The following is a 19,779-nucleotide window of genomic DNA, read 5'->3' on the forward strand; positions in this document are numbered from 1 at the left end:
ACAACTCAATAAATAATATTAAGGGATTCAAAGAAAATACTTGATTAAATATATAAATCGAGATATTAACGCAGGAAAAAATCTAAAAAATGAAGCCATAAGACTTCTAACCGTTGGAATGACGGGGATAGCCTAATCAATAACTAGCCGATAGGCTGGTGTTCTTAGGAATCTCCCACTTCAATCAGCTCGCAAGAGCGATAAGTGGTGAGAGGTTCAATGTTGACAAAAGTTATTGATTTATATTACAATCTCGTATATAATCAAAACTACAAAAATTTAATAAGTTTTTTCTTCTTATCCAGAGAGGTGGAGGGACTGGCCCTATGATACCTCGGCAGCGGACTTCAATCGGAAGCACCGTGCCAATTCCAGCAAGCTAATGTTACTAGCTTGGAAGATAAGAACGAGTGGTGGAATAATAACAACCTCTCATCTTATCTTGTTTATGGATAAGGTGGGAGGTTTTTTATTCCATTTTTTTCTCCCGCTCAGTGAAAGGGAAGGTGTTGTTTTGTTAAAACCAAGTATTCATATTTATTTTATAGGAAATTGGAGGGAATGGAATGATAATTTTTGAAAAAGTAGGGAAGAAATTTCAGTCAAAAGACCGGGAGATCCAAGCGGTAGAGGATGTTAGTTTTGCAGTAGAGGAAGGGGAAATTTTTGGCATTATCGGTTTTAGTGGAGCGGGAAAAAGCACCCTTCTTCGTTTAGTAAATTTGTTAGAACGCCCAACGACGGGCACAGTTTATGTGGATAATTTAGCAATTGATAAACTATCTCAAAAGGAATTGAGGAAACTTCGGCAAAATATCGGGATGATTTTTCAAAACTTCAATTTATTCAATTCCCGGACAGTGTTTGGCAATGTTGCTTATCCATTACGCATTGCTAAGCTGCCGAAAGACGAGATAAGCAGGCGGGTAACGGAGCTGCTCCGATTTGTTGGGTTGGAGGATAAAGCTAACAGTTATCCAGATCAACTGTCAGGAGGACAAAAACAACGAGTAGGGATTGCTAGAGCATTAGCAACTTCGCCGAAAATACTAATTTGTGACGAAGCAACATCTGCCCTTGATCCAGAAACGACAAATGAAATTTTACATTTGTTGAAAAAAGTTAATGAGGAATTAAACATTACTATTTTATTAATTACCCATGAAATGAACGTTATTCGAAAAATTTGTGACAGGGTAGCTGTCATGGAAAATGGACGAATTATTGAAGAAGGTACAGTTCTAGATATTTTTTCAAACCCAAAAACGAAAACGACGAGAAATTTTATTAGCTCCATTTTAAACGATTCGCTTTCCGATACGTTAAGGAAAAATTTACATAGTGAAGGAACAAAAGTACTTTACCGCTTAACTTTTAAAGGGGAAGTGACGAAACGTCCGATTTTATCGGAAATTGCTAAAAATTTCAATGTTGATGTCAACATTATCAATGGGACCATTGATGAAATTCAAGGAGGTTTATTTGGAAATTTAATGGTTGAATTGAGAGGCAAAAACAGCGAAGTAGCAAAAGTAATTGCACAGTTGAGTAAAGTTGTTCAAGTGAAGGAGGTTTATTTACATGAAAGTTGATTGGCAAACATTTTGGCCACGAGTGCTGGAGGGGACAGGGCAAACGTTAACGATGGTTTTCTTTACACTTATCTTTTCCTCTATTATAGGCATTGTCATGGGATTGATATTATTTGTCACGAGAAAAGGTAATTTACTAGAAAATAAAGTTTTAAATACAACATTAAATATTTTTATCAATATTATTCGACCAGTTCCGTTCATTATCTTTCTTGTTGCAATTGCACCATTAACTCGAGCTGTAGTTGGTTCAACGATTGGAACGGCTGCAGCCATTTTTCCAATGACAATCGCAGCATCATTCGCAGTAGCCCGGGTGGTGGAAAATAATTTAGTTTCCATCGACCCTGGTATTATTGAGGCTGCTAAATCTATGGGGGCGAGTCCGTTAAGAGTTATTTTCGATGTTATGATTCCAGAAGCTATTGGCCCATTAATTTTAGGCTTAACTTTTATTACAATTTCATTAATTGATTTTTCAGCGGTTGCCGGAACGGTCGGTGGCGGTGGGCTCGGTTACTTGTCTCTAACTTATGGTTATCAACGATTTGATACATCGGTTATGTTTGTTACTGTCGTCATTTTAATCATATTAGTACAAATAGCTCAGTTCATAGGTAATTATTTTGCTAGATTGTTTCTTCGGCGTTAATCGAATAATTACTATTTTAAAAAAACAAGTTTTGTTCTTAAATAGACTATAAGAGGAGACGATAGAATGAAAAAGAGATTGATTGTAGGAATACTGTTGATTGCAAGTGTATTCATTTTAGGTGCTTGCGGAGAGAAGACAAGTGGGGAAAATGTCGTGAAAATTGGTGTAACAGGGTCAGATGGTCAAGTATGGGACGTAATTAAGAAAAAGGCCGCGGCAGAAGGAATTGAAATCCAATTAGTGGAGTTTAACGATTATACGTTACCAAATAAAGCTCTAGCAGATGGAGATATTGACTTAAATGCATTCCAACATATTGCTTTTTTAAATCAATTTATAAAAGAACATAAATTAGACCTAGTACCAATTGGGACGACACAAATTGCGCCAATGGGCATTTATTCTAGCAAATTAAAATCAGTAGAAGAGATGAAGCAAGGTGCAAAAATTGCAATTCCAGATGATCCTTCCAACCAAGCTCGGGCATTAAAGGTGTTACAATCCGCTGGTTTAATCAAATTAAAGGAAGATTTTGGGTTATTTGGCGATGTTAGTGGTGTTGTTGAAAATCCGAAAAATGTACATATTATTCCAATGACTGCACAACAAACTCCAAGAGTATTAGATGATGTTGCTATTTCCGTTATTAATAATGGTGTTGCTGGGCAAGCAGGATTTGTTCCTAATGAAGATGCGATATTTTTAGAGGATCCTAATGATAAGGAAGCCCAGCCATATATTAATATATTCGCAGCCCGTGCAGCGGAAAAAGATAATGAAGTATATCAAAAAATTGTTGCCATTTACCATGATCCAGAAGTGGTAGAGAAAATAAAAAAGGATACGAATGGAGGATCGATTGTAGTTAATATTCCGATAGAGCAGTTGGAGGATGTAATCCAATAAGTCTTTTTGAAATCACGTTAGATAAAAAACTAATATATTAAGGGGGAATTTTGGATGGCAAGCAATGTTATTTTACAAAGAGAGACGATTGTTAACCATATTGAAAAGAACAGAGAATTATATATTTCGACCAGTCATGCGATACATGAGAGACCAGAAATAGGCAATGAGGAATTTTTTGCGGCAGAAACGTTAATAAAGCTTCTCGAAGCGGCTAGTTTTGACGTTATAAAAAATGTGGCGGGACATGAAACCGCCTTTGTGGCGAGAAAATCTTCTGGTGTAGACGGACCGAAAATTGCTTTCTTAGCGGAGTATGATGCATTGCCAGGAATTGGTCACGCTTGTGGACATAATATAATTGGAACAACAAGTGTCGCAGCGGGCATTGCGTTAGCAGAAGTGATAAACGAAACGGGTGGAGAAGTAGTTGTATTTGGTACTCCTGCAGAGGAGGGAGGACCAAATGGATCGGCAAAAGGAAGCTTCGTTAAGCACGGATTAGTTGAGGATATCGATGTTGCGCTAATGATTCACCCAAGTGGAAAAACTGGATTAACCGGTCCAACACTTGCTGTCGATCCACTAGATTTTCACTTTTTCGGAAAACCAGCCCACGCTTCCGGCTCTCCTGAAGAAGGAATTAATGCATTGGATGCTGTCATTATGCTGTTTAATGGCATTAATGCATTAAGACAGCAACTTCCGACTGATATCCGGATTCATGGCATTATTACAAGTGGTGGAGATGCCCCAAATATTATTCCTGAATATGCTTCCGCACGATTTTTTATTCGGGCAAGCACGTGGGCTCGTTGTGAAGAAGTTTCTGCAAAGGTTCGAAATATAGCAAAGGGTGCAGCCCTTTCGACTGGGACGAAAGTGGAGATAGAAAGATTTCAAAATGAGGTACATGATTTCGTCTTGAATCGAACGCTTGATTTGATTATTGAAGAAGAATTAATGGCTCTTGGTGAAGTTGTTCATAAAGATAAGGGAAAAGGGATTGGTTCGACAGACGCAGGAAATATTAGTCATGTTACCCCGACTGCTCATCCATACATTAAAATTGGTCCAGATTCATTAATTGGTCATACAGTCGAATTCCGTGAAGCAGCAAAGTCGGAACAAGGAGATGCCGCCCTGATAAAGGGAGCAAAGGTGTTAGCATTAACAGGACATCGATTGTTTGCAGATGCAAAATTGTTGAAACAAGTTCGTGATGATTTTGAGCAAGAAAAAAAGTAGAAAAATAGTTTAGCTACTTTTCAAAAGCTACTCTCCTACCAAGTTTTTTATTTACCTAAAAAAAATCTATCGTTTATAATGAGTTAATAGTAATAAATTACGTTAGGAGAAATGCTTTTTATGAATAAAAAAGATGTAGCAAACTTTCGAAAACAGTTAAAACTTGATAACGACTTGTTGAGAATTACAGATATTTTTAATGTATATGTTCGGAAAGAAAGTAATGAAGTCTATCATTATGAAAGTCATCCATTTTCTTTGTTAGATAGAGAACAACAAGAACTGTTTATGGCCAATTTTAAAAAGGTGTTAACAGGTCAACTCGATATCAAACTATTTGAATTGAAGTTCCAAACGGAAATAGAAATGGAAAATCATACACGTAATGTTTTGCATGGCTCTTTACAATTAGAGGATATAGATGATTGGATTGAGCAAATGCTTCTCATGGTTGAGAAAATGTTTAAAAATAGGCAATATGAAATGGATGTTGTCGTAAGCTTTATTCGTGGGACATTTTTTCAACCATTGAAAAAGAAGAATGAAGCAACGGAAGATAATGAACGGGATGAAGTGACCGTACATCCGTTTATCCTTTGTAGTATAAATAAAACAGAGCAACCGAAGAAGACGTTATTGTTTGATTTTATTGGCAAAGAATTCAAATCCCATGTAGTCGTGGATGCTGTCATTAATTTGACCGCTCCTTTAGGTGGCTTCCTTTATCCATGTTTTACCGACGGCTATTCGGATGTGAACCATATCCTTTATTGTTCAGGGAAAGCAAATGAGCCCGACTATTATCTTATTGAAGATGTGTTAAATGGTGAGGCTATTACAACTGCAATGGAAGAAAAAGTAGTTTTTGAAGAAATAGTCAAACATGTAGTTGGTGAACAAGTCAATGCCGAGACACTTGCCAACGTGTATGAAGAAATTAACCAAATGATTGAAGTGGAAAAAGAAGAAGGTGAAGAAGAACCACGGTTAGATTATAAAGATGTGGAACGAGTGTTAAAAGCTAGTGGAGTGGAAAATGTCGACATAGAAAAAGTTGAAGCAGCCTTTCAAACAGTAATCGATGATGAGTCCTATGAGCTGAAGGCAACTAGTATTTTACCGAAATACAATTCCAAATCCATTAAGATTAGCACTAAAGTGGCAAACATTGCGATAAGCCCACAAGATTTAAAATATATTCGCCAAGTTACAGTAAATGGTAAAAAATGTGTCTTAATCGAAGTAGAGGAAGATATTGATATTGAAGGATTTAAACTAATTCCTGAGACATTGTTAAGTTAAAATGGTGGGATCTGTTACTTTATATTATTCGCGGACATCGGAACAGCTATGTCCGCGTTTTTTTACTAATGGCGTCTGATTGGATGTAAGTCAGCTAAATACAACAAATGTCTTTTTTTGCTAAGAATGGTGTTGTTTCCTTTCAATTGGTAAAGTACAGCATCGAAATGAGCCACCTGATTTAATTATTTCCGTTATATCGACCTCAATTACCTCGTATCCATGACTTCTTAACTGCTCATTGACATGTGTATTTACGGGAAGACTAATAATTTTTTTATTACCGATGGATAACACATTTGTGCCGAGAGTAAATTGTTCTTCATCCGTGACTTCAATTAGCTCGTAACGTTTTTGCAATAGAGCAATATCTTCTTTTCTTAATGCTTTAGGATAGTATAGGGCTAAATTAGGTGAGATAATATTAAATACACAATCTAAGTGTAAAAATTTCTCTTGAAAATCAATTTCAACAACTTCCATTTGTTTTCCAATTAAATTTCTAACATGCTCTACTGCTTCCCGATTTGTCCGATTACTTAAACCGATATAGACAGTATCTTTATCAATTAGCACATCGCCGCCCTCAATTTGATGACCGATTATATTATAATACGAAATTCCTTCATCCTCTAACCATTGCTTTAAAATATCTTCTTCGCCGTTTCTAATATTACTCGCCATATCGGCTACAAATATCGTTTCCCCAAGGGTAAATCCGATGTCTCTTGTGAATACTTGTTCAGGAAATTTTCTATGATAAGGTAGTAAAAAAACTTCAATATCATTGGCCCGTAAAGTTTTAACGAACGTTTCGTGTTGTTCGAGTGCTTTTTCAATATGAATTCCTTCATTTTTAAAATGCTTTTGTGTTTCATTTATTACATCCCGAATGGTCATATATTGAGGTTGACATAATATTACTTTTTTCAGCACATCATATTCAGTAAAGCATTGAATACGTATCGGTTTTCTTTCTTTTAAATCATTCCTATTCATATTTATTCCTCCCATAATAGCTATTATTGACATGTAGGAAAGGTAATATGTAAATGAAAAACATGTGAAAAACATATATGAAAAGAATAGAATTATTTGTAGTGTTGATTAAAGTTGTTAGTCGATAGCTCGGGTGAAATTATGAGAGGGAAAGAAAAAAGAGCATGTACAATTGTACAAAGCTCTTTCGATAAGTAGTGTATTATCTGTCTTCCTTAAGACGATTAAAGGAAAAAAATACGTTCGCTTTCTGGAATGTGATTTTTGCTTTAAAACTTTGCAACTCCAAGCATTTTTTTGATGAACGTTTTATAGTAACTGCATTGTCGTAATACATGTTTTATCGCCTGCAAATGTGGAGAAGGTTAATTCTGATATTTTCCCGTCTTTTTCAATTTTAGCAAAAAATGTATTATCACGTGGTAGCCAAAGATCAATAAAGCCATTGTCAAGAGATGTCATCTTTTCATTGACAATAATATTTCCGTCTTTATCTTCAATATAGACATGAAATTCTTCCTTTGCTAATTCTCCCCGGCAACCAGTTAAACTATGGATTTCACATGGATGGGTTTGCTCGTAAAAAGGAGCGATCGAAACGAAAAACTCATCTTTAGGTAAATCGAATGTTTGCTTCTTCCCGTTTTTCTCTATCAAAATTAATTCATTAGAAGTGATAGATGCGGCAAGATTCGTTTTTGTGTTTGCACTGTATTCTGCGACTAGCTGTTTTACATCATCAGATGGGATATCACTAGCAGAATCATTTCCAAAACTTGAGAAAACCATATATCCTCCAATGGCAACTACGGCTATGGCAATTATTAATAAAAGTTTATTTTTCATATATAGGTAACACCTTCTTTATAATAAAATTTTTTCTAAATGGAAGTTACTGTTTAAAAGCTATCCGTTTCGCACATAGTCTAAGCGCGACAATCCTGCAAATAGTCGAGGACAATTTTTTTAAATAAACTCAATTGTTTCTCTGGCTCGAGGTCAAGTTCAAGCCACAAAATACTACGATGAATCGCTAATTTTCTAGTAAAAAGACCGAACGCATTCATTAATGTTGTCAATGTATCTCGTATATTAATATCGGCACGAATAGATCCATCTTTGATTCCTTCCTCAACAATGGAAGAAAAAACTTTTGAAACTTTTCGATATGCAGCATTAAATTCTTCGATATCCTCTATCGGACTTTGGATTCTTGATACGTATGTATCAAAGTCTTCTAATATTCTCGTAGTGTAGTTGTTTTCTATACGTAATGATTGGAAAAATGAATCTAATATCCATTCGATTTTTTGAATACAAGGAACTTTTAAGGCAGCTGCTTCTTCAAAGGCGTGTAAAATAGAATTAACCTTTCTAGTAGCAACCGCAACGATTATTTTTTCTTTTTTTGAAAAAAAGCGAAAAACAGTTGCAACTCCTAAATTTGCTGCATCAGCAATATCTTGCATCGTTGTATTTTCAATCCCCTTCTCTGCAAAGAGACGACTAGCAGCATCTAAAATAGAGTTAAGCCTTTCTTCTTTCATCTTTTTCCGTTCTAAGTCATAGCGTTGCCTTGGTTTCATATTGTCAACCCCGTTTTTCATCGTTGTTTGTTAATGGTGTTCATAGGGAGTTTTTTATGGATGGTAGGTAAGTAAGGACAATCCCCATTTTTAGTCGTTATACGTCCATTGTATTATTTGTAAAATGTTGATGCAAGTAATCTGTTATTGCTACCAAAGGTTACTACTTCTTCAATTGTTATTCATTAATAATCATTTTAATTGACGTGGCTTTTTACTCGTGATAGTATTACTATCAAGGTAATAGCATATATATCATTATAATAGTGATAATAGAATCTATTACAAAACATGAACAAATTAATTTTAAATAAGTAAGCCAGACAATATGAAATACCTGAAATGTATGCGCTTACTATTGAGAGACAAAAAATAAAACGAACGAGGGGGAAATAAGATGACAGGAAAAAAATATCAATGGGATCGCGTAGTTGATGTAGTCGTTGTAGGAACTGGGGGAGCGGCACTTACGGCAGCTACACTTGCACATGATAATGGAGCTAGTGTATTAGTTTTAGAGAAATCTGCACAAATAGGTGGTACGACAGCTATCTCTGGTGGAGTACCATGGATTCCTCTTAACCATTATATGGAAGAAGAGGGAATTAAAGATGAATATGAAAAAGCAAAACAATATATTTTACGTCTATCCAATGGAAAAGAACCGGACACGAAATTAATTGATGTGTTTTTAGAAAACGGTCGGAAAATGATTAAATATTTACATGATTATACACCAGTGAAATTTGCGGTTCCAAAAGGTTATGGGGACTATTATGCGGACTTGCCTGGTGGGTTAGTAGAAGGGCGTTCCCTCGATCCACTACCATTTGAGTTGAATCAACTAGGTGAATGGGCAGAACTCATCCGCAGAAATCCAATTTTTCCACCATTAACTCTTGCAGAAGGTGGAGCAGATAAAGATTCTATTGACTATGCAGTGATGGCTGAGCGGATGGAAAAAAATATTACAACAATGGGAAGAGCATTAATTGCTGCTTTATTTAAAGGGTTATTGGACCGTGGCGTGGAAACACTTGTAAATACTCCTGGAAAAAAATTAATACAAAATGATGCAGGCGAAATAATTGGCGTTATCGCTGAACAAAATGGGCAGGAAATCTATATTGGAGCAAGAAAAGGCGTCATCTTAGCAACAGGTGGATTCGAGTGGAATAAAGAATTAATTCGTGCTTTTTTACCAGGAGAACCGACACACCCACTTTCCCCTCCATATAATGAAGGAGACGGACTAATTATGGCAATGGAAGTTGGTGCCGCCCTTGCCAATATGAGTGATGCGTGGTGGTACCCAGCAACACAAGACCCTTCGATTGAATATGAAGGAAGACCATTTAATATTATCAATAGTCCAAGAAACTTGGCCAATAGCATAATTGTTAACCGTTTTGGAAAACGTTTTGTCAATGAAGGATCTACTTATAAAGATATGCCGCGTAAATTTTTTGCCTATGATGAAGTAACACAAAGCTATCCGAATGAATCCAATACATGGTTAATTTTTGACAGTCAGTTGAAAGATAACCATCTTGTCGTTACAATCGCACCAGATGAGCCAGCACCAGAATGGATGATTCAAGCTGATAGTTTAAAAGAATTGGCAAGTAAGATCGGTGTCGATCCAGTTGGCTTAGAAGAAACGGTAAATCGCTTTAATGAAAATGCGGAAAAAGGAGTCGATCCAGATTTTCAACGGGGAACATTGTACTTTGAAGGAATGGGTCGTGGAGGAGGTTCTGCTGAGCTAAATCTAGGACCAATTAATAAAGGTCCATTTTATGCAATTCCTATTTATTTCGGTTTATTAGGAACATCGGGAGGACCAAGGGTGGATGAAAATGGCCAAGTCGTCAACGTTAGAGGAGAAAAAATCCCTGGCTTGTACGCTGCAGGAAATACAGCGATGGCAATCTTTGGGCCGAACTATCCTGGTGCAGGAGCTACAATTGGACCAGGCATGACTTGGGGATATTTGTCTGGTAAGGCTGTCGCAAAAGCACCAACTCGATTAGTTGAGCAATATCAAACATTGTCACAAGAATAATGTTTCATTGATTAGTAACATACATTAAATTGTATTGAAAAAATTAGAGAAAACAAAGGGGGATTTGCTATGCCAAGTGGCACACATCATTTAAATATCGACGTACCTATTAATAGAGTTTGGAATTTCGTTAGTTCCATTAATAATTGGGCCCCATTAGTTCCAGGGTATATTAATCATGAAATTATTAATGATTATGAGTCTACATGGGAATTTAAAGGTGATTTAGGTTTTATGAAAAAAACTGTAAAATTAAAAGTTGACATTACGAAATGGGAAGAACCTACGAAAGTAACGTTTAATCTAACAGGTTTATCCGATAACTTCGCAGGTAATGGATATTTTGAAGCGGAAGTTATTAATGATAAAACAACAGCGATGACAGGTAATTTAGACATTACTGCTCGTGGGGCAATGGGACCAATGATAAATGCCATTTTAAAGAATTTCGTTCCACAAACCGCGGAGGAATTAACCGCTGCTGTTGCTAATAAAATAGTGGAAGTTGAAAATGTGAAGGCATAAATGATTACAGAGAAAACAAATAAGCAAGCAGTTGATTCTTTTTACCAACTGCTTGCTTTTTTAATAAATTTCAGCACTGAATAATAGTTAGAAATTATTTGAAAACGATTGTTTTTAGTAGTATTATTGTGTATCTTTATAGTATAAATGGATGTTCAATTTAGTCTCAATAGGTGTACAATTTAATAGGTATTACAGAGTGATAATTATATATTTTGCTTTAACCTATAATTTTTTTGGGGTGAAAAAGATGCACAAAGACAATGTAGTGGCAAAGATTATATTTTGGATTGGTGTTTTTGAGATGATTGCTGGTGTCGTATACGGAATTATTGTTGCACAAACTTCTTCTAATGATGGTTTTTCGTTGCTTTTTACTTGGAACCGTGCCATTATTATCGGCATGCTTTTTATCGGTTTTGCTGAGGTAATCGAATTACTACATCAACTTCGAGAAAACAGTGACCGAAAGTTGGAACATGTAAATGGAAATGAGAAATCTCATTGGGGAGTCTCGAAAAATATCCAAAATAAGATTAATAATTTCTATTACAATCAAGACCATTATCCAACAGAATACTATAAAACTCCTTTTGCCAATCATTATTATGTAAAATTAAACAACAATGAATTCCGAATGTTAGTTGTTGAACGCTTCGGTGTGAAGGAAGAATTGCCGAAACGAGTTTGGAGCGAAGCAATGGTTAAATGGGTGGATGAGAACTATCCTACACTTCCATAATGAGTAATGCTGTATCCCTATGTAACCCTATCTAACTGATAGAAAATAATAGTATGTCACAAAAGCGTGCGATGTATCGTTTCTATGACATTTCTTTTGTCCAGAACGGGGGGAGCTAAGGGAGCCCACAATTGGGCATCTAATTCCCCCATAGGAAAAACCGAATGCCTCAAAATATTTGTAATTTAAGGAAAATCAACTGCGACACATCAGTTATCTAGTATAATAGTAGCCTGCTTGCCTTTTTGTATTAACTTTCCAGTAATTTCACCAAGTTCTTCTAATTTGATGTTCTTTCCGTTCTCAATCGGCTTAGTTTTACTATAATAGTACATTTCTTTACATTGTAAATCGTTCCCTGTTAATGTTGTGAGAATAGGTTGCATTAGGAAATACCTTTGTTTATTTATTGTAAAAATAAGCATTCTTTTATGTAACAATTGTTGTTCTTTAGGTAATAAATTCATCGGGTCGAACCCTGTAATGTTTATGTTGCCGACAATCTTTATTAAATATCCTTCATTATGATAAAACTGTTGGAAATCATATAGTTGCTTTTTCTTAGTTTTTTCAAAAATTAGTTTGGCACTTGCAATTGTTTGTTCGTCTTGTTTCTTATGCGGATGCACAATAATTGAATTTATCCCATACTCTGTGATATTTTGCTTAGATTGCTCGAATGTTGTTTTTTTCTTTATTTTTTTTCGTAAAAAAGTATATAAATAATCTTCTGTCTGAATATATTCTTCCTGCCAATTTGGTGAGATGGAATCAAGTAAAAAGGCGATAGCCATTCCAGATGAATAGCAACTTTTTCTCAGTTCATACAGAGTATCTGTTGGTCTAACTAGTTCATTGCTAAGTTCTGATAAATGGGATAAGGGTGGTTTGGAAGACTCGCTCATTAAAGCTTTTGCTTCCACATATTGGGCAAGACCTTCATAGCTTTCTTGACCTAATTCATAATTCAAATAATCTAGAATGATCGAATGGCGTTGTTCTCGGAAGTAAAAAAATACGTTTGCATAGTTTTGCTTCGTTACAATATCTTCTGCAAATAGTGCATGATGAAGTGCTTTTCTTTCTAATATTCGATAGGTAATATTTTCAATTGACTGCGGGTAATGAAAGTATAAGCTTTCTTTAGCTGACCGATTATAGTTAATCTTTGTCTGAAAAGCATGATACATTTCGTGAACAATTAAGGAATATAGTTTTTCGAATGTCATATCGGGACTAATCGTACTCACATCCCAAATGGCTGTCGGGTAACCGTTTAGTGTAATGGCTGTATTTCCATTAAATTGCTCACTCCATTTTCCAACAAATATACCATTTTTGCACTCGAACTCCGTAGGCGGCTCTGGATGGTTTTTTAAATAAACTTTTTCCCGTGTGAAAAATGCAAATGGAAAAGGTTTGAAGTCGGGCCAATATGTTTGAAAAAGTTCATCAGATAATCTACTAGCTAACAATTTTATCAATGGGAAAATTTTTGTTTCTTCCACAAATAAGACCTCCTTTCTTCCATTTTAATAGAATCATTGATACTAGTCATTACAAGAAATGGCTGTTTTGTGAAAAATGAAAATTTTAACTTGCTAATATTTCATTTGTTGTGAAGGGAATTGGACAAAAAATACAGTTGATTCCCTTGTAATCGCGCATACGGTATTATTGATTCTGTCAATTTGCTATTAATTGAAGTATCGACATTGTTAAATGTTTTTTAAGAGGAGAAAAAACTGATTGAAAGGAAAATCGTCCCTTTGTCTTCTAGATGATAGTTATCTTTGTTATATTATTGTATACTAAATATAGTAAAATTGAGAATCATAAATTGAGGAGTAGGCAATGGAGAAAGCAAAAAATTTGTTACAAACCTTTTTTGGTTATGACTCATTTAGAATTGGACAAGAGAAAATTATTGAACAAATACTAGCAGGAAAAGATACCCTCGGAATTATGCCGACTGGTGGTGGTAAATCAATTACTTATCAAATTCCTGCTTTAATGTTTCCAGGGATCACCCTCGTTATTTCCCCATTAATTTCTTTAATGAAGGATCAAGTCGATGCACTTCAGTCTATCGGTGTCTCTGCGACTTTTATTAATAGTTCCCTAACACTACAAGAAATTCAAACTAGAAATGAGCAAATAATGGCTGGAGAATGTAAGATTATTTATGTTGCACCAGAACGACTGGACTCGCCCTTTTTTACAGAGTTACTACAAAGGATGGAACTCTCGCTTATTGCCATTGATGAGGCACACTGTATTTCTGGCTGGGGTCATGATTTTCGCCCAAGTTATTTACAAATAGGGCCGTTTATTGAAAGTTTGCCGAAGAAACCGGTTGTTCTCGCATTAACAGCAACAGCAACTCCAAGGGTAAAACAAGATATTTGCGAACAATTACACATTTCGATGGTGGATACTGTCCAAACAGGGTTTGCCCGTGAAAATTTGCGTTTTAATGTCATGAAAGGGGTAAATCGTGACGATTTTTTATTAGAATATATCCGGAAAAATAAAGATGAAGCGGGTATCATTTATGCATCCACAAGGAAAGAGGTTGAACGGATCTTTGGACTTTTAAGTAAAAATGGAATATCTTGTGGAAAGTATCATGCTGGAATGAATGAACAAGACCGTAATCAATATCAAGAATTGTTCTTATATGATGAAGTGACGGTCATGGTTGCTACATCGGCATTCGGAATGGGAATTGACAAATCAAATGTCAGATTTGTCATTCATTATCAAATCCCGAAAAATATGGAATCTTACTATCAGGAAGCAGGGAGAGCTGGTAGGGACGGATTGGAAAGTGACTGTATCTTACTGTTTGCAGCACAGGATGTACAGATTCAGAAATTTTTAATTGAACAATCGGAAATGGATGCAGGGCGCAAAGAGCTGGAATATGGCAAATTAAGTAAGATGATTGCCTATTGTCATACAGAATCATGCTATCAAAGTTACATATTGCAATACTTCGGGGATGACGCTAGTAACTGTCATAAATGTGGGAATTGTACAGATGAACGGGATTTAACAGATATTACTCGTGAGGCACAAATGGTTTTATCATGTGTCAAACGAATGAAAGAACGATTTGGCCGGACGATGATCATGAAGGTGCTTACCGGTTCGTCTGATAGAAAATTGAAGAGTTTCGGTTTAGACCAACTTACGACTTACGGAATTATGAAAAAAAAATCCCAAAAGGAAGTTACCGCGCTAATTGATTTTTTAACAGCGGAAGGGTATCTCGTGCCAACGGATGGGGCTTATCCGACATTGACAGTAACAGAGAAAGGGATCGCCATCTTAAAAGGGGATGGGACCGTTTATCGTAAAGAAAAAATGCAAGTGAAACAAATGGTGACTAATGATACTGATGGAGAACTTTTCCAATTGTTACGGAGACTAAGAAAAGAAATTGCTGATCGAGATAATATTCCCCCATTTATCGTTTTCTCCGACCAAACGTTACGGGAAATGTGCATAGTAAAACCAAAGACGCCAGCAGAGTTGTTACAAGTAAAAGGAGTTGGTCAACGGAAATTGGACCAATACGGGGATGCATTTTTGGCATTGATTTTATCGTATAGTAATAATGAAAGTACAGAGGAAAAAATTTCTATTGATTGATTACCATCTATAGATGGCTAGGAAAATGAGAGTGAGGAATAACAAAGCGCAGGGCCGTCAATGTCCTGCGTTTTTGTAACTAACGCAAATATTAAAACTATTCCACAATAGGCACAACTACTAATAAGAAGCGAATTAATCGTAAGGATGGATTAAAAAATTTTTACACGATTACTATCCTTTTGAGAAGGATAAGTTAGTTGGATTAATCCATGATGATAGTGAATTTGGATAGATTGCGGATCAACTAGTCCTGGGAGTTGCATTGTTCGTTCAAATGGACCGTAAAAACGTTCCTTATTCACATCCATCGTGTCTGGAAAAAATGGTTTTGCGACACCTTGAATAACTAATTGATGATTATTTTGTAAAGTAATTTGGATATCTTCCCGATTAATACCAGGTGCTTCTATTAAAATGTATGTTTGTTCCTCATCGCGATAAATATCTATTTTTGGAAAAATGGTGTTATTGCGAGAATCTTCTTGTGGGATAGGTGGAAATTGTTCTGACGAAAATGGATGATTGTATTTGGACCAAAATCCATTTTTTTGAAATTCATTTGTGAAGTCAATCCATTTTTTAATTTTATTATAGTTCATTATCGCACCTCCAAAAAAGGCCGGTTTTTGTCATAATTATTCGTGAAAAAAAGTCGAAGGTTGTTTTCTTCGATTTTTTTCAAAACTTACAGGTGTTTATATTTTCTTTCTTTTAGGAAATAAATTTTAATTTGAACATTTGCTATTGCAATCTCAATGAATTATTGAAACTCCTAACTCCTGTTTTATAATAATAACTATATTTGCCCAGTAATTGGCAAGGATGGGTTAGCATTTTGGTCTTGATCACTGACGTCAGGGTCTAAAATGCTCGTATTCATTTGTGACGACGTCGGTGAAAAATCTCCTTGAGAAAAATTTGCACCAAATAATTTCGTGTTAGCTGTATGGCTATTGTGAACAGTCGGCCCAATATCAAAGTTACCATTTTGGGTAACCCCATTTACTTTAATATTAAAAATATTTATTTGATAAGGCATAATATCCTCCTTAATTATATATCTCCAAGTGGTAATGACCATGGACTGGCTACATTAGTCGAATCGATATTACCAAGATCAGATTGGTCATTTACATCAGGATCTATATAAATATTTTCCATCATTCCTTCTGCCGGTGCTAAATCCCCGAAAGATGAATTAACTCCTTGGGATTTACTATTTGCTGTATGGCTATTATGGGTTGCTTCTCCAACTGTGACCGAACCATTGCCAGAGACGCTGTTAATTTTTAAATAGTAAAGATTAATCGTTATCTGCATGATAACCACCCTTATAATGTCTTTGCAGTACTATATGCAATAGGAAGCCTAATCGTTCATTGACATGAAATGGATTTGATTTGATTTCAAGTAGGGAAAATATCGTTCTTTAAACTATCATCTTAACACCTATTGGACAGTGACAGGTAAACGAAAAAGGTCATAAATTTTTTTGTGGTGGAAAGACTGTTACTGTAATGATGAAAGGAGATGAAATGAATGACAAAAAAATACAATAAAGGTGGCAGTATGAATCAAAATGCCCCTGACAGGCATGGGGAAAAACCAATTAGTGGCGATAATAGTAAAGGAAATAAGCGCAATATTAAAAGGCAAGTCGATAAAACAGCGGAGTAATTTGTGACAAGCAATTTAGTATATCCTATGAATGGTTGGATGAAATAAGGGCAATCTAGCAAGTCAAAATTTCGACTTCTCGATGCCCTTTTAGCTTTTTTATAACAACAATCATGCAATACACTGAAATGGCTGGAAAAACGTATTTGCTATTTTTTTATAAAATCATTGAAATGGATATGGACTTTGTTCATGCCTATATGTTGAATCATTTTTATTATGATCGATGGTATTTGTTAATTGGTGTTGTAGTTGATTGCAGTAGTTAATGATATCTTGACAACGTTTAGCTGCTAGTTCTTGTTTTTGTAAAGCTTGTTCAAGACCAATAATAGCTTGCTTTTCATTTTGAATTACTTGATTAAGCATTTGTACATTTTGTTTTTCTTGATTAATGATTGCTCGATATTGCATGCTACCTTGTTGTGTTTCATGGAGTAATTGTGATGCTATTTGACGCGTTTGATTAAGTTGCTCAAATGTTGATTGGTAAGAATCCACATTAATCCCTCCAAGACCATCATATTCGCTACTATTTTCAACTGTTTTTCAAGAAAAAAACAGTTAATGCCTTCCATTCTTCCACTCAAAGTTATTTACAAATGTTGGATAAAGATCAACCGAATGAAATTTATTACAAAAAGAGGAATAATGATTTTGATTCACCAAATTATGTAAAAAATAATATATAATTAATTTTAAACTTTTCCAGTGATTGTTTTCCTGCGATATTATTTGTCAGTAAAGAGAAAATATACTTTAGGAAGAACTTTAGTGATGCTGTTTTAACATTTATTTTGCGTGGAAGTTTCACTTCAATAAACAAGAGGAGATAAAAAATGGAAGAAAAGAAAAATCCGAAAAAACCGTTAATATATTACTTAGGAATAGCAGTTGGAATTGTTTTATTATTAAATGCTTTTGTTTTTCCAGCCATTTTGAAAAATCAAGTGAAAGAAGTTGATTACGGTACGTTTTTACGTTATGTGGATCAAGGGAATGTAACAGAGGTAGAAGTTCAGGAAAACCAAATTATTTTTGTTGTTCGTAATAAAGGTGGCAAGGACCAGTATTATTTAACGGGAAGAATGGATGACCCAGAGCTTTCTAATCGGTTGTATAGTGCGGGAGTAAAGTTTACGAAAAATATCCCAAAAGAAAATTCACCATTAGTTAGTTTTCTTTTAACATGGATATTACCACTAATTATCTTTTTTGCTATTGCTCAATTTTTTGCTAGTCGGATTCAAAAGCGATTCGGCGGTGGTGGAAACGCAATGACTTTTGGAAAAAGCAATGCGAAAATTTATGTAGAAGCACAAACTGGAATTACTTTTAAAGATGTTGCTGGACAAGATGAGGCAAAAGAGGCGTTGCAAGAAATTGTCGATTTTCTCCATAATCCGAAAAAATATAAAGAAATTGGTGCAAAAATTCCTAAAGGAGCATTATTAGTTGGACCACCAGGTACGGGAAAAACATTGTTAGCAAAAGCGGTTGCAGGGGAATCAAAGGTACCGTTTTTTTCTATATCAGGTTCTGAGTTTGTTGAGATGTTTGTTGGGATGGGTGCTGCACGTGTTCGGGATTTATTTAAACAGGCGCAAGAAAAAGCTCCTTGTATCGTGTTTATCGATGAAATAGATACGATTGGTAAAAGTCGAACGGGTGGTGGACCTATCAGTGGAAATGACGAGCGGGAACAAACATTGAACCAATTATTAACAGAGATGGATGGCTTTGACCCTGATAAGGGGGTTGTAATTTTAGCAGCAACGAACCGTCCAGAAACATTAGACAAAGCGCTACTACGTCCTGGAAGATTTGATCGCCGTGTACCAGTGGAGTTACCTGATTTAAGGGGGCGTGAAGCAATTTTACATGTTCATGCAAAAAATGTGAAAATGGATCATGATGTTAACCTCCATACGATTGCAAGGGCAACCCCTGGTGCGTCAGGTGCTGATCTTGCTAACATTATAAATGAGGCAGCGTTGCGGGCTGTTCGCTTAGGCAGGAAAGAAGTAAAACAAAGTGATTTAGAAGAATCGGTAGAAGTCGTAATTGCTGGTTACCAAAGGAAAAACGCCGTATTATCCATGAAGGATAAATTAACGATTGCTTACCATGAAATCGGGCATGCATTAGTTGCAGCGAAACAAAGTAATTCGGCACCTGTTCATAAAATTACTATCATACCTAGAACATCTGGAGCACTTGGATATACGATGCAAGTAGAAGAGGGCGAGCAAGTGCTCATGTCAAAAGAACAGGCACTGGATAAAATCGCGGTACTCATGGGTGGTCGAGCAGCCGAGGAAATTATTTTTAATCGAATTACGTCTGGAGCTTCTAATGATATTGAACAAGCAACAAAATTAGCGAGAGCAATGGTTACAAGATTTGGAATGAGTGAGCGGTTCGATATGATGGCGTTAGAAACAGTGAATAATCAATATCTTGGTGGCGACACCTCGTTAATCGTTTCATCGGAAACAGCTTCTATTATTGATGAGGAAGTGTTAAATATTATTAAATCTTGTCATGAGAAAGCAAAAACGATCTTAGCAGATAATAAAGAAAAACTTCACGAGTTAACAAAGTACTTAATGGAGAAAGAAACGATAACTGGCGAAGAGTTTTTACATGTACTAAATGGCTAAAAAGATGTTTAGCGTTGTGTAGGCTAAATTTATTGAGAGAGAAATGAGTTGAATAGAAAAAGGAACTTAAATGATAGAGTCCGCTGAAAAAGTATATGGAAAGATGAATCACCCATCTTTTAACTAACAGTTTTTCAGTGGTAAAGATTTTTAAGTTCC

At 35.6% G+C, this 19,779-nt stretch carries 19 protein-coding genes and 1 riboswitch; of the genes, 11 read left to right on the forward strand and 8 right to left on the reverse strand.

Translation table 11 applies throughout. The features are described 5' to 3' along the window. Positions 1–294: 294 nt before the first annotated feature. A riboswitch (SAM riboswitch) is annotated at positions 295–407 on the forward strand. A 159-nt stretch (positions 408–566) separates the two neighbouring features. From BN1242_RS00465 to BN1242_RS00485, 5 genes are all read left to right on the forward strand, one after another. Continuing rightward, a complete protein-coding gene (locus BN1242_RS00465) occupies positions 567–1,592 on the forward strand; it encodes a methionine ABC transporter ATP-binding protein (RefSeq protein ID WP_062349919.1) in 1,026 nt (341 codons plus the stop codon). Next, positions 1,582–2,244 carry a methionine ABC transporter permease gene (locus BN1242_RS00470; protein ID WP_062349921.1) on the forward strand — a complete coding sequence of 221 codons (663 nt, stop codon included), beginning with the start codon at positions 1,582–1,584 and terminating at the stop codon, positions 2,242–2,244. Before BN1242_RS00465 ends, BN1242_RS00470 begins: the two co-directional genes overlap by 11 nt. A gap of 66 nt (positions 2,245–2,310) precedes the next feature. Further along, positions 2,311–3,153, forward strand: a complete 843-nt coding sequence (locus BN1242_RS00475; RefSeq protein WP_062349923.1) for a MetQ/NlpA family ABC transporter substrate-binding protein — start codon at positions 2,311–2,313, stop codon at positions 3,151–3,153. Positions 3,154–3,207: 54 nt separating this feature from the next. Continuing rightward, positions 3,208–4,401 (forward strand): M20 family metallopeptidase, encoded by a 1,194-nt coding sequence (locus BN1242_RS00480; protein WP_062349925.1) that lies wholly within the window; start codon positions 3,208–3,210, stop codon positions 4,399–4,401. A gap of 120 nt (positions 4,402–4,521) precedes the next feature. Continuing rightward, a complete protein-coding gene (locus tag BN1242_RS00485) occupies positions 4,522–5,703 on the forward strand; it encodes a DUF4317 domain-containing protein (protein WP_062349927.1) in 1,182 nt (393 codons plus the stop codon). A 120-nt stretch (positions 5,704–5,823) separates the two neighbouring features. Here BN1242_RS00485 and BN1242_RS00490 read toward each other — a convergent pair whose 3' ends face one another. The 3 genes from BN1242_RS00490 to BN1242_RS00500 form a co-directional block, all read right to left on the reverse strand. Beyond that, complete coding sequence (locus tag BN1242_RS00490; protein ID WP_062349929.1) at positions 5,824–6,702, reverse strand: dimethylarginine dimethylaminohydrolase family protein; 879 nt, start codon at positions 6,700–6,702, stop codon at positions 5,824–5,826. 309 nt (positions 6,703–7,011) lie between these two features. Next, complete coding sequence (locus tag BN1242_RS00495; protein WP_062349931.1) at positions 7,012–7,548, reverse strand: CueP family metal-binding protein; 537 nt, start codon at positions 7,546–7,548, stop codon at positions 7,012–7,014. An 80-nt stretch (positions 7,549–7,628) separates the two neighbouring features. Continuing rightward, the gene (locus BN1242_RS00500) at positions 7,629–8,288 is read right to left on the reverse strand and encodes a TetR/AcrR family transcriptional regulator (protein WP_238985049.1); all 660 of its coding nucleotides are present in this window, start codon (positions 8,286–8,288) and stop codon (positions 7,629–7,631) included. A gap of 397 nt (positions 8,289–8,685) precedes the next feature. Between BN1242_RS00500 and BN1242_RS00505 the strand changes: the two genes are divergently transcribed. The 3 genes from BN1242_RS00505 (at position 8,686) to BN1242_RS00515 (ending at position 11,620) form a co-directional block, all read left to right on the forward strand. Continuing rightward, positions 8,686–10,353, forward strand: a complete 1,668-nt coding sequence (locus tag BN1242_RS00505) for an FAD-binding protein (protein ID WP_062349933.1) — start codon at positions 8,686–8,688, stop codon at positions 10,351–10,353. Between the two features lie 69 nt (positions 10,354–10,422). Next, positions 10,423–10,878, forward strand: a complete 456-nt coding sequence (locus tag BN1242_RS00510; protein ID WP_062349935.1) for an SRPBCC family protein — start codon at positions 10,423–10,425, stop codon at positions 10,876–10,878. Positions 10,879–11,128: 250 nt separating this feature from the next. After that, entirely contained in the window at positions 11,129–11,620 is a 492-nt protein-coding gene (locus BN1242_RS00515; protein WP_062349937.1) for a hypothetical protein, read from the forward strand. Between the two features lie 209 nt (positions 11,621–11,829). Here BN1242_RS00515 and BN1242_RS00520 read toward each other — a convergent pair whose 3' ends face one another. After that, a complete protein-coding gene (locus BN1242_RS00520; protein ID WP_062349939.1) occupies positions 11,830–13,128 on the reverse strand; it encodes a hypothetical protein in 1,299 nt (432 codons plus the stop codon). Positions 13,129–13,474: 346 nt separating this feature from the next. Here BN1242_RS00520 and recQ point away from each other — a divergent pair, with 346 nt between their 5' ends. Beyond that, positions 13,475–15,277: a DNA helicase RecQ gene (recQ, locus tag BN1242_RS00525; RefSeq protein ID WP_062349940.1), complete on the forward strand. Its 1,803-nt coding sequence runs from the start codon at positions 13,475–13,477 to the stop codon at positions 15,275–15,277. A gap of 152 nt (positions 15,278–15,429) precedes the next feature. Here the strand turns inward: recQ and BN1242_RS00530 are convergent, their stop codons facing one another. From BN1242_RS00530 to BN1242_RS00540, 3 genes are all read right to left on the reverse strand, one after another. Next, entirely contained in the window at positions 15,430–15,879 is a 450-nt protein-coding gene (locus tag BN1242_RS00530) for an Hsp20/alpha crystallin family protein (RefSeq protein ID WP_062349942.1), read from the reverse strand. A 197-nt stretch (positions 15,880–16,076) separates the two neighbouring features. Then, positions 16,077–16,319: a spore germination protein gene (locus BN1242_RS00535; RefSeq protein ID WP_062349944.1), complete on the reverse strand. Its 243-nt coding sequence runs from the start codon at positions 16,317–16,319 to the stop codon at positions 16,077–16,079. Positions 16,320–16,333: 14 nt separating this feature from the next. After that, positions 16,334–16,600 carry a spore germination protein gene (locus BN1242_RS00540; protein ID WP_062349947.1) on the reverse strand — a complete coding sequence of 89 codons (267 nt, stop codon included), beginning with the start codon at positions 16,598–16,600 and terminating at the stop codon, positions 16,334–16,336. 219 nt (positions 16,601–16,819) lie between these two features. Here BN1242_RS00540 and BN1242_RS13665 point away from each other — a divergent pair, with 219 nt between their 5' ends. Further along, complete coding sequence (locus BN1242_RS13665) at positions 16,820–16,957, forward strand: hypothetical protein (RefSeq protein WP_203226016.1); 138 nt, start codon at positions 16,820–16,822, stop codon at positions 16,955–16,957. 165 nt (positions 16,958–17,122) lie between these two features. Here the strand turns inward: BN1242_RS13665 and BN1242_RS00545 are convergent, their stop codons facing one another. Continuing rightward, a complete protein-coding gene (locus BN1242_RS00545) occupies positions 17,123–17,458 on the reverse strand; it encodes a hypothetical protein (protein WP_062349949.1) in 336 nt (111 codons plus the stop codon). 338 nt (positions 17,459–17,796) lie between these two features. Between BN1242_RS00545 and ftsH the strand changes: the two genes are divergently transcribed. Further along, positions 17,797–19,620 (forward strand): ATP-dependent zinc metalloprotease FtsH, encoded by a 1,824-nt coding sequence (gene ftsH, locus BN1242_RS00550; protein WP_062349951.1) that lies wholly within the window; start codon positions 17,797–17,799, stop codon positions 19,618–19,620. Positions 19,621–19,779 lie beyond the last annotated feature (159 nt).

Source organism: Bacillus kwashiorkori, from assembly GCF_001375515.1.
GTDB lineage: Bacteria > Bacillota > Bacilli > Bacillales > Caldibacillaceae > Bacillus_BK > Bacillus_BK kwashiorkori.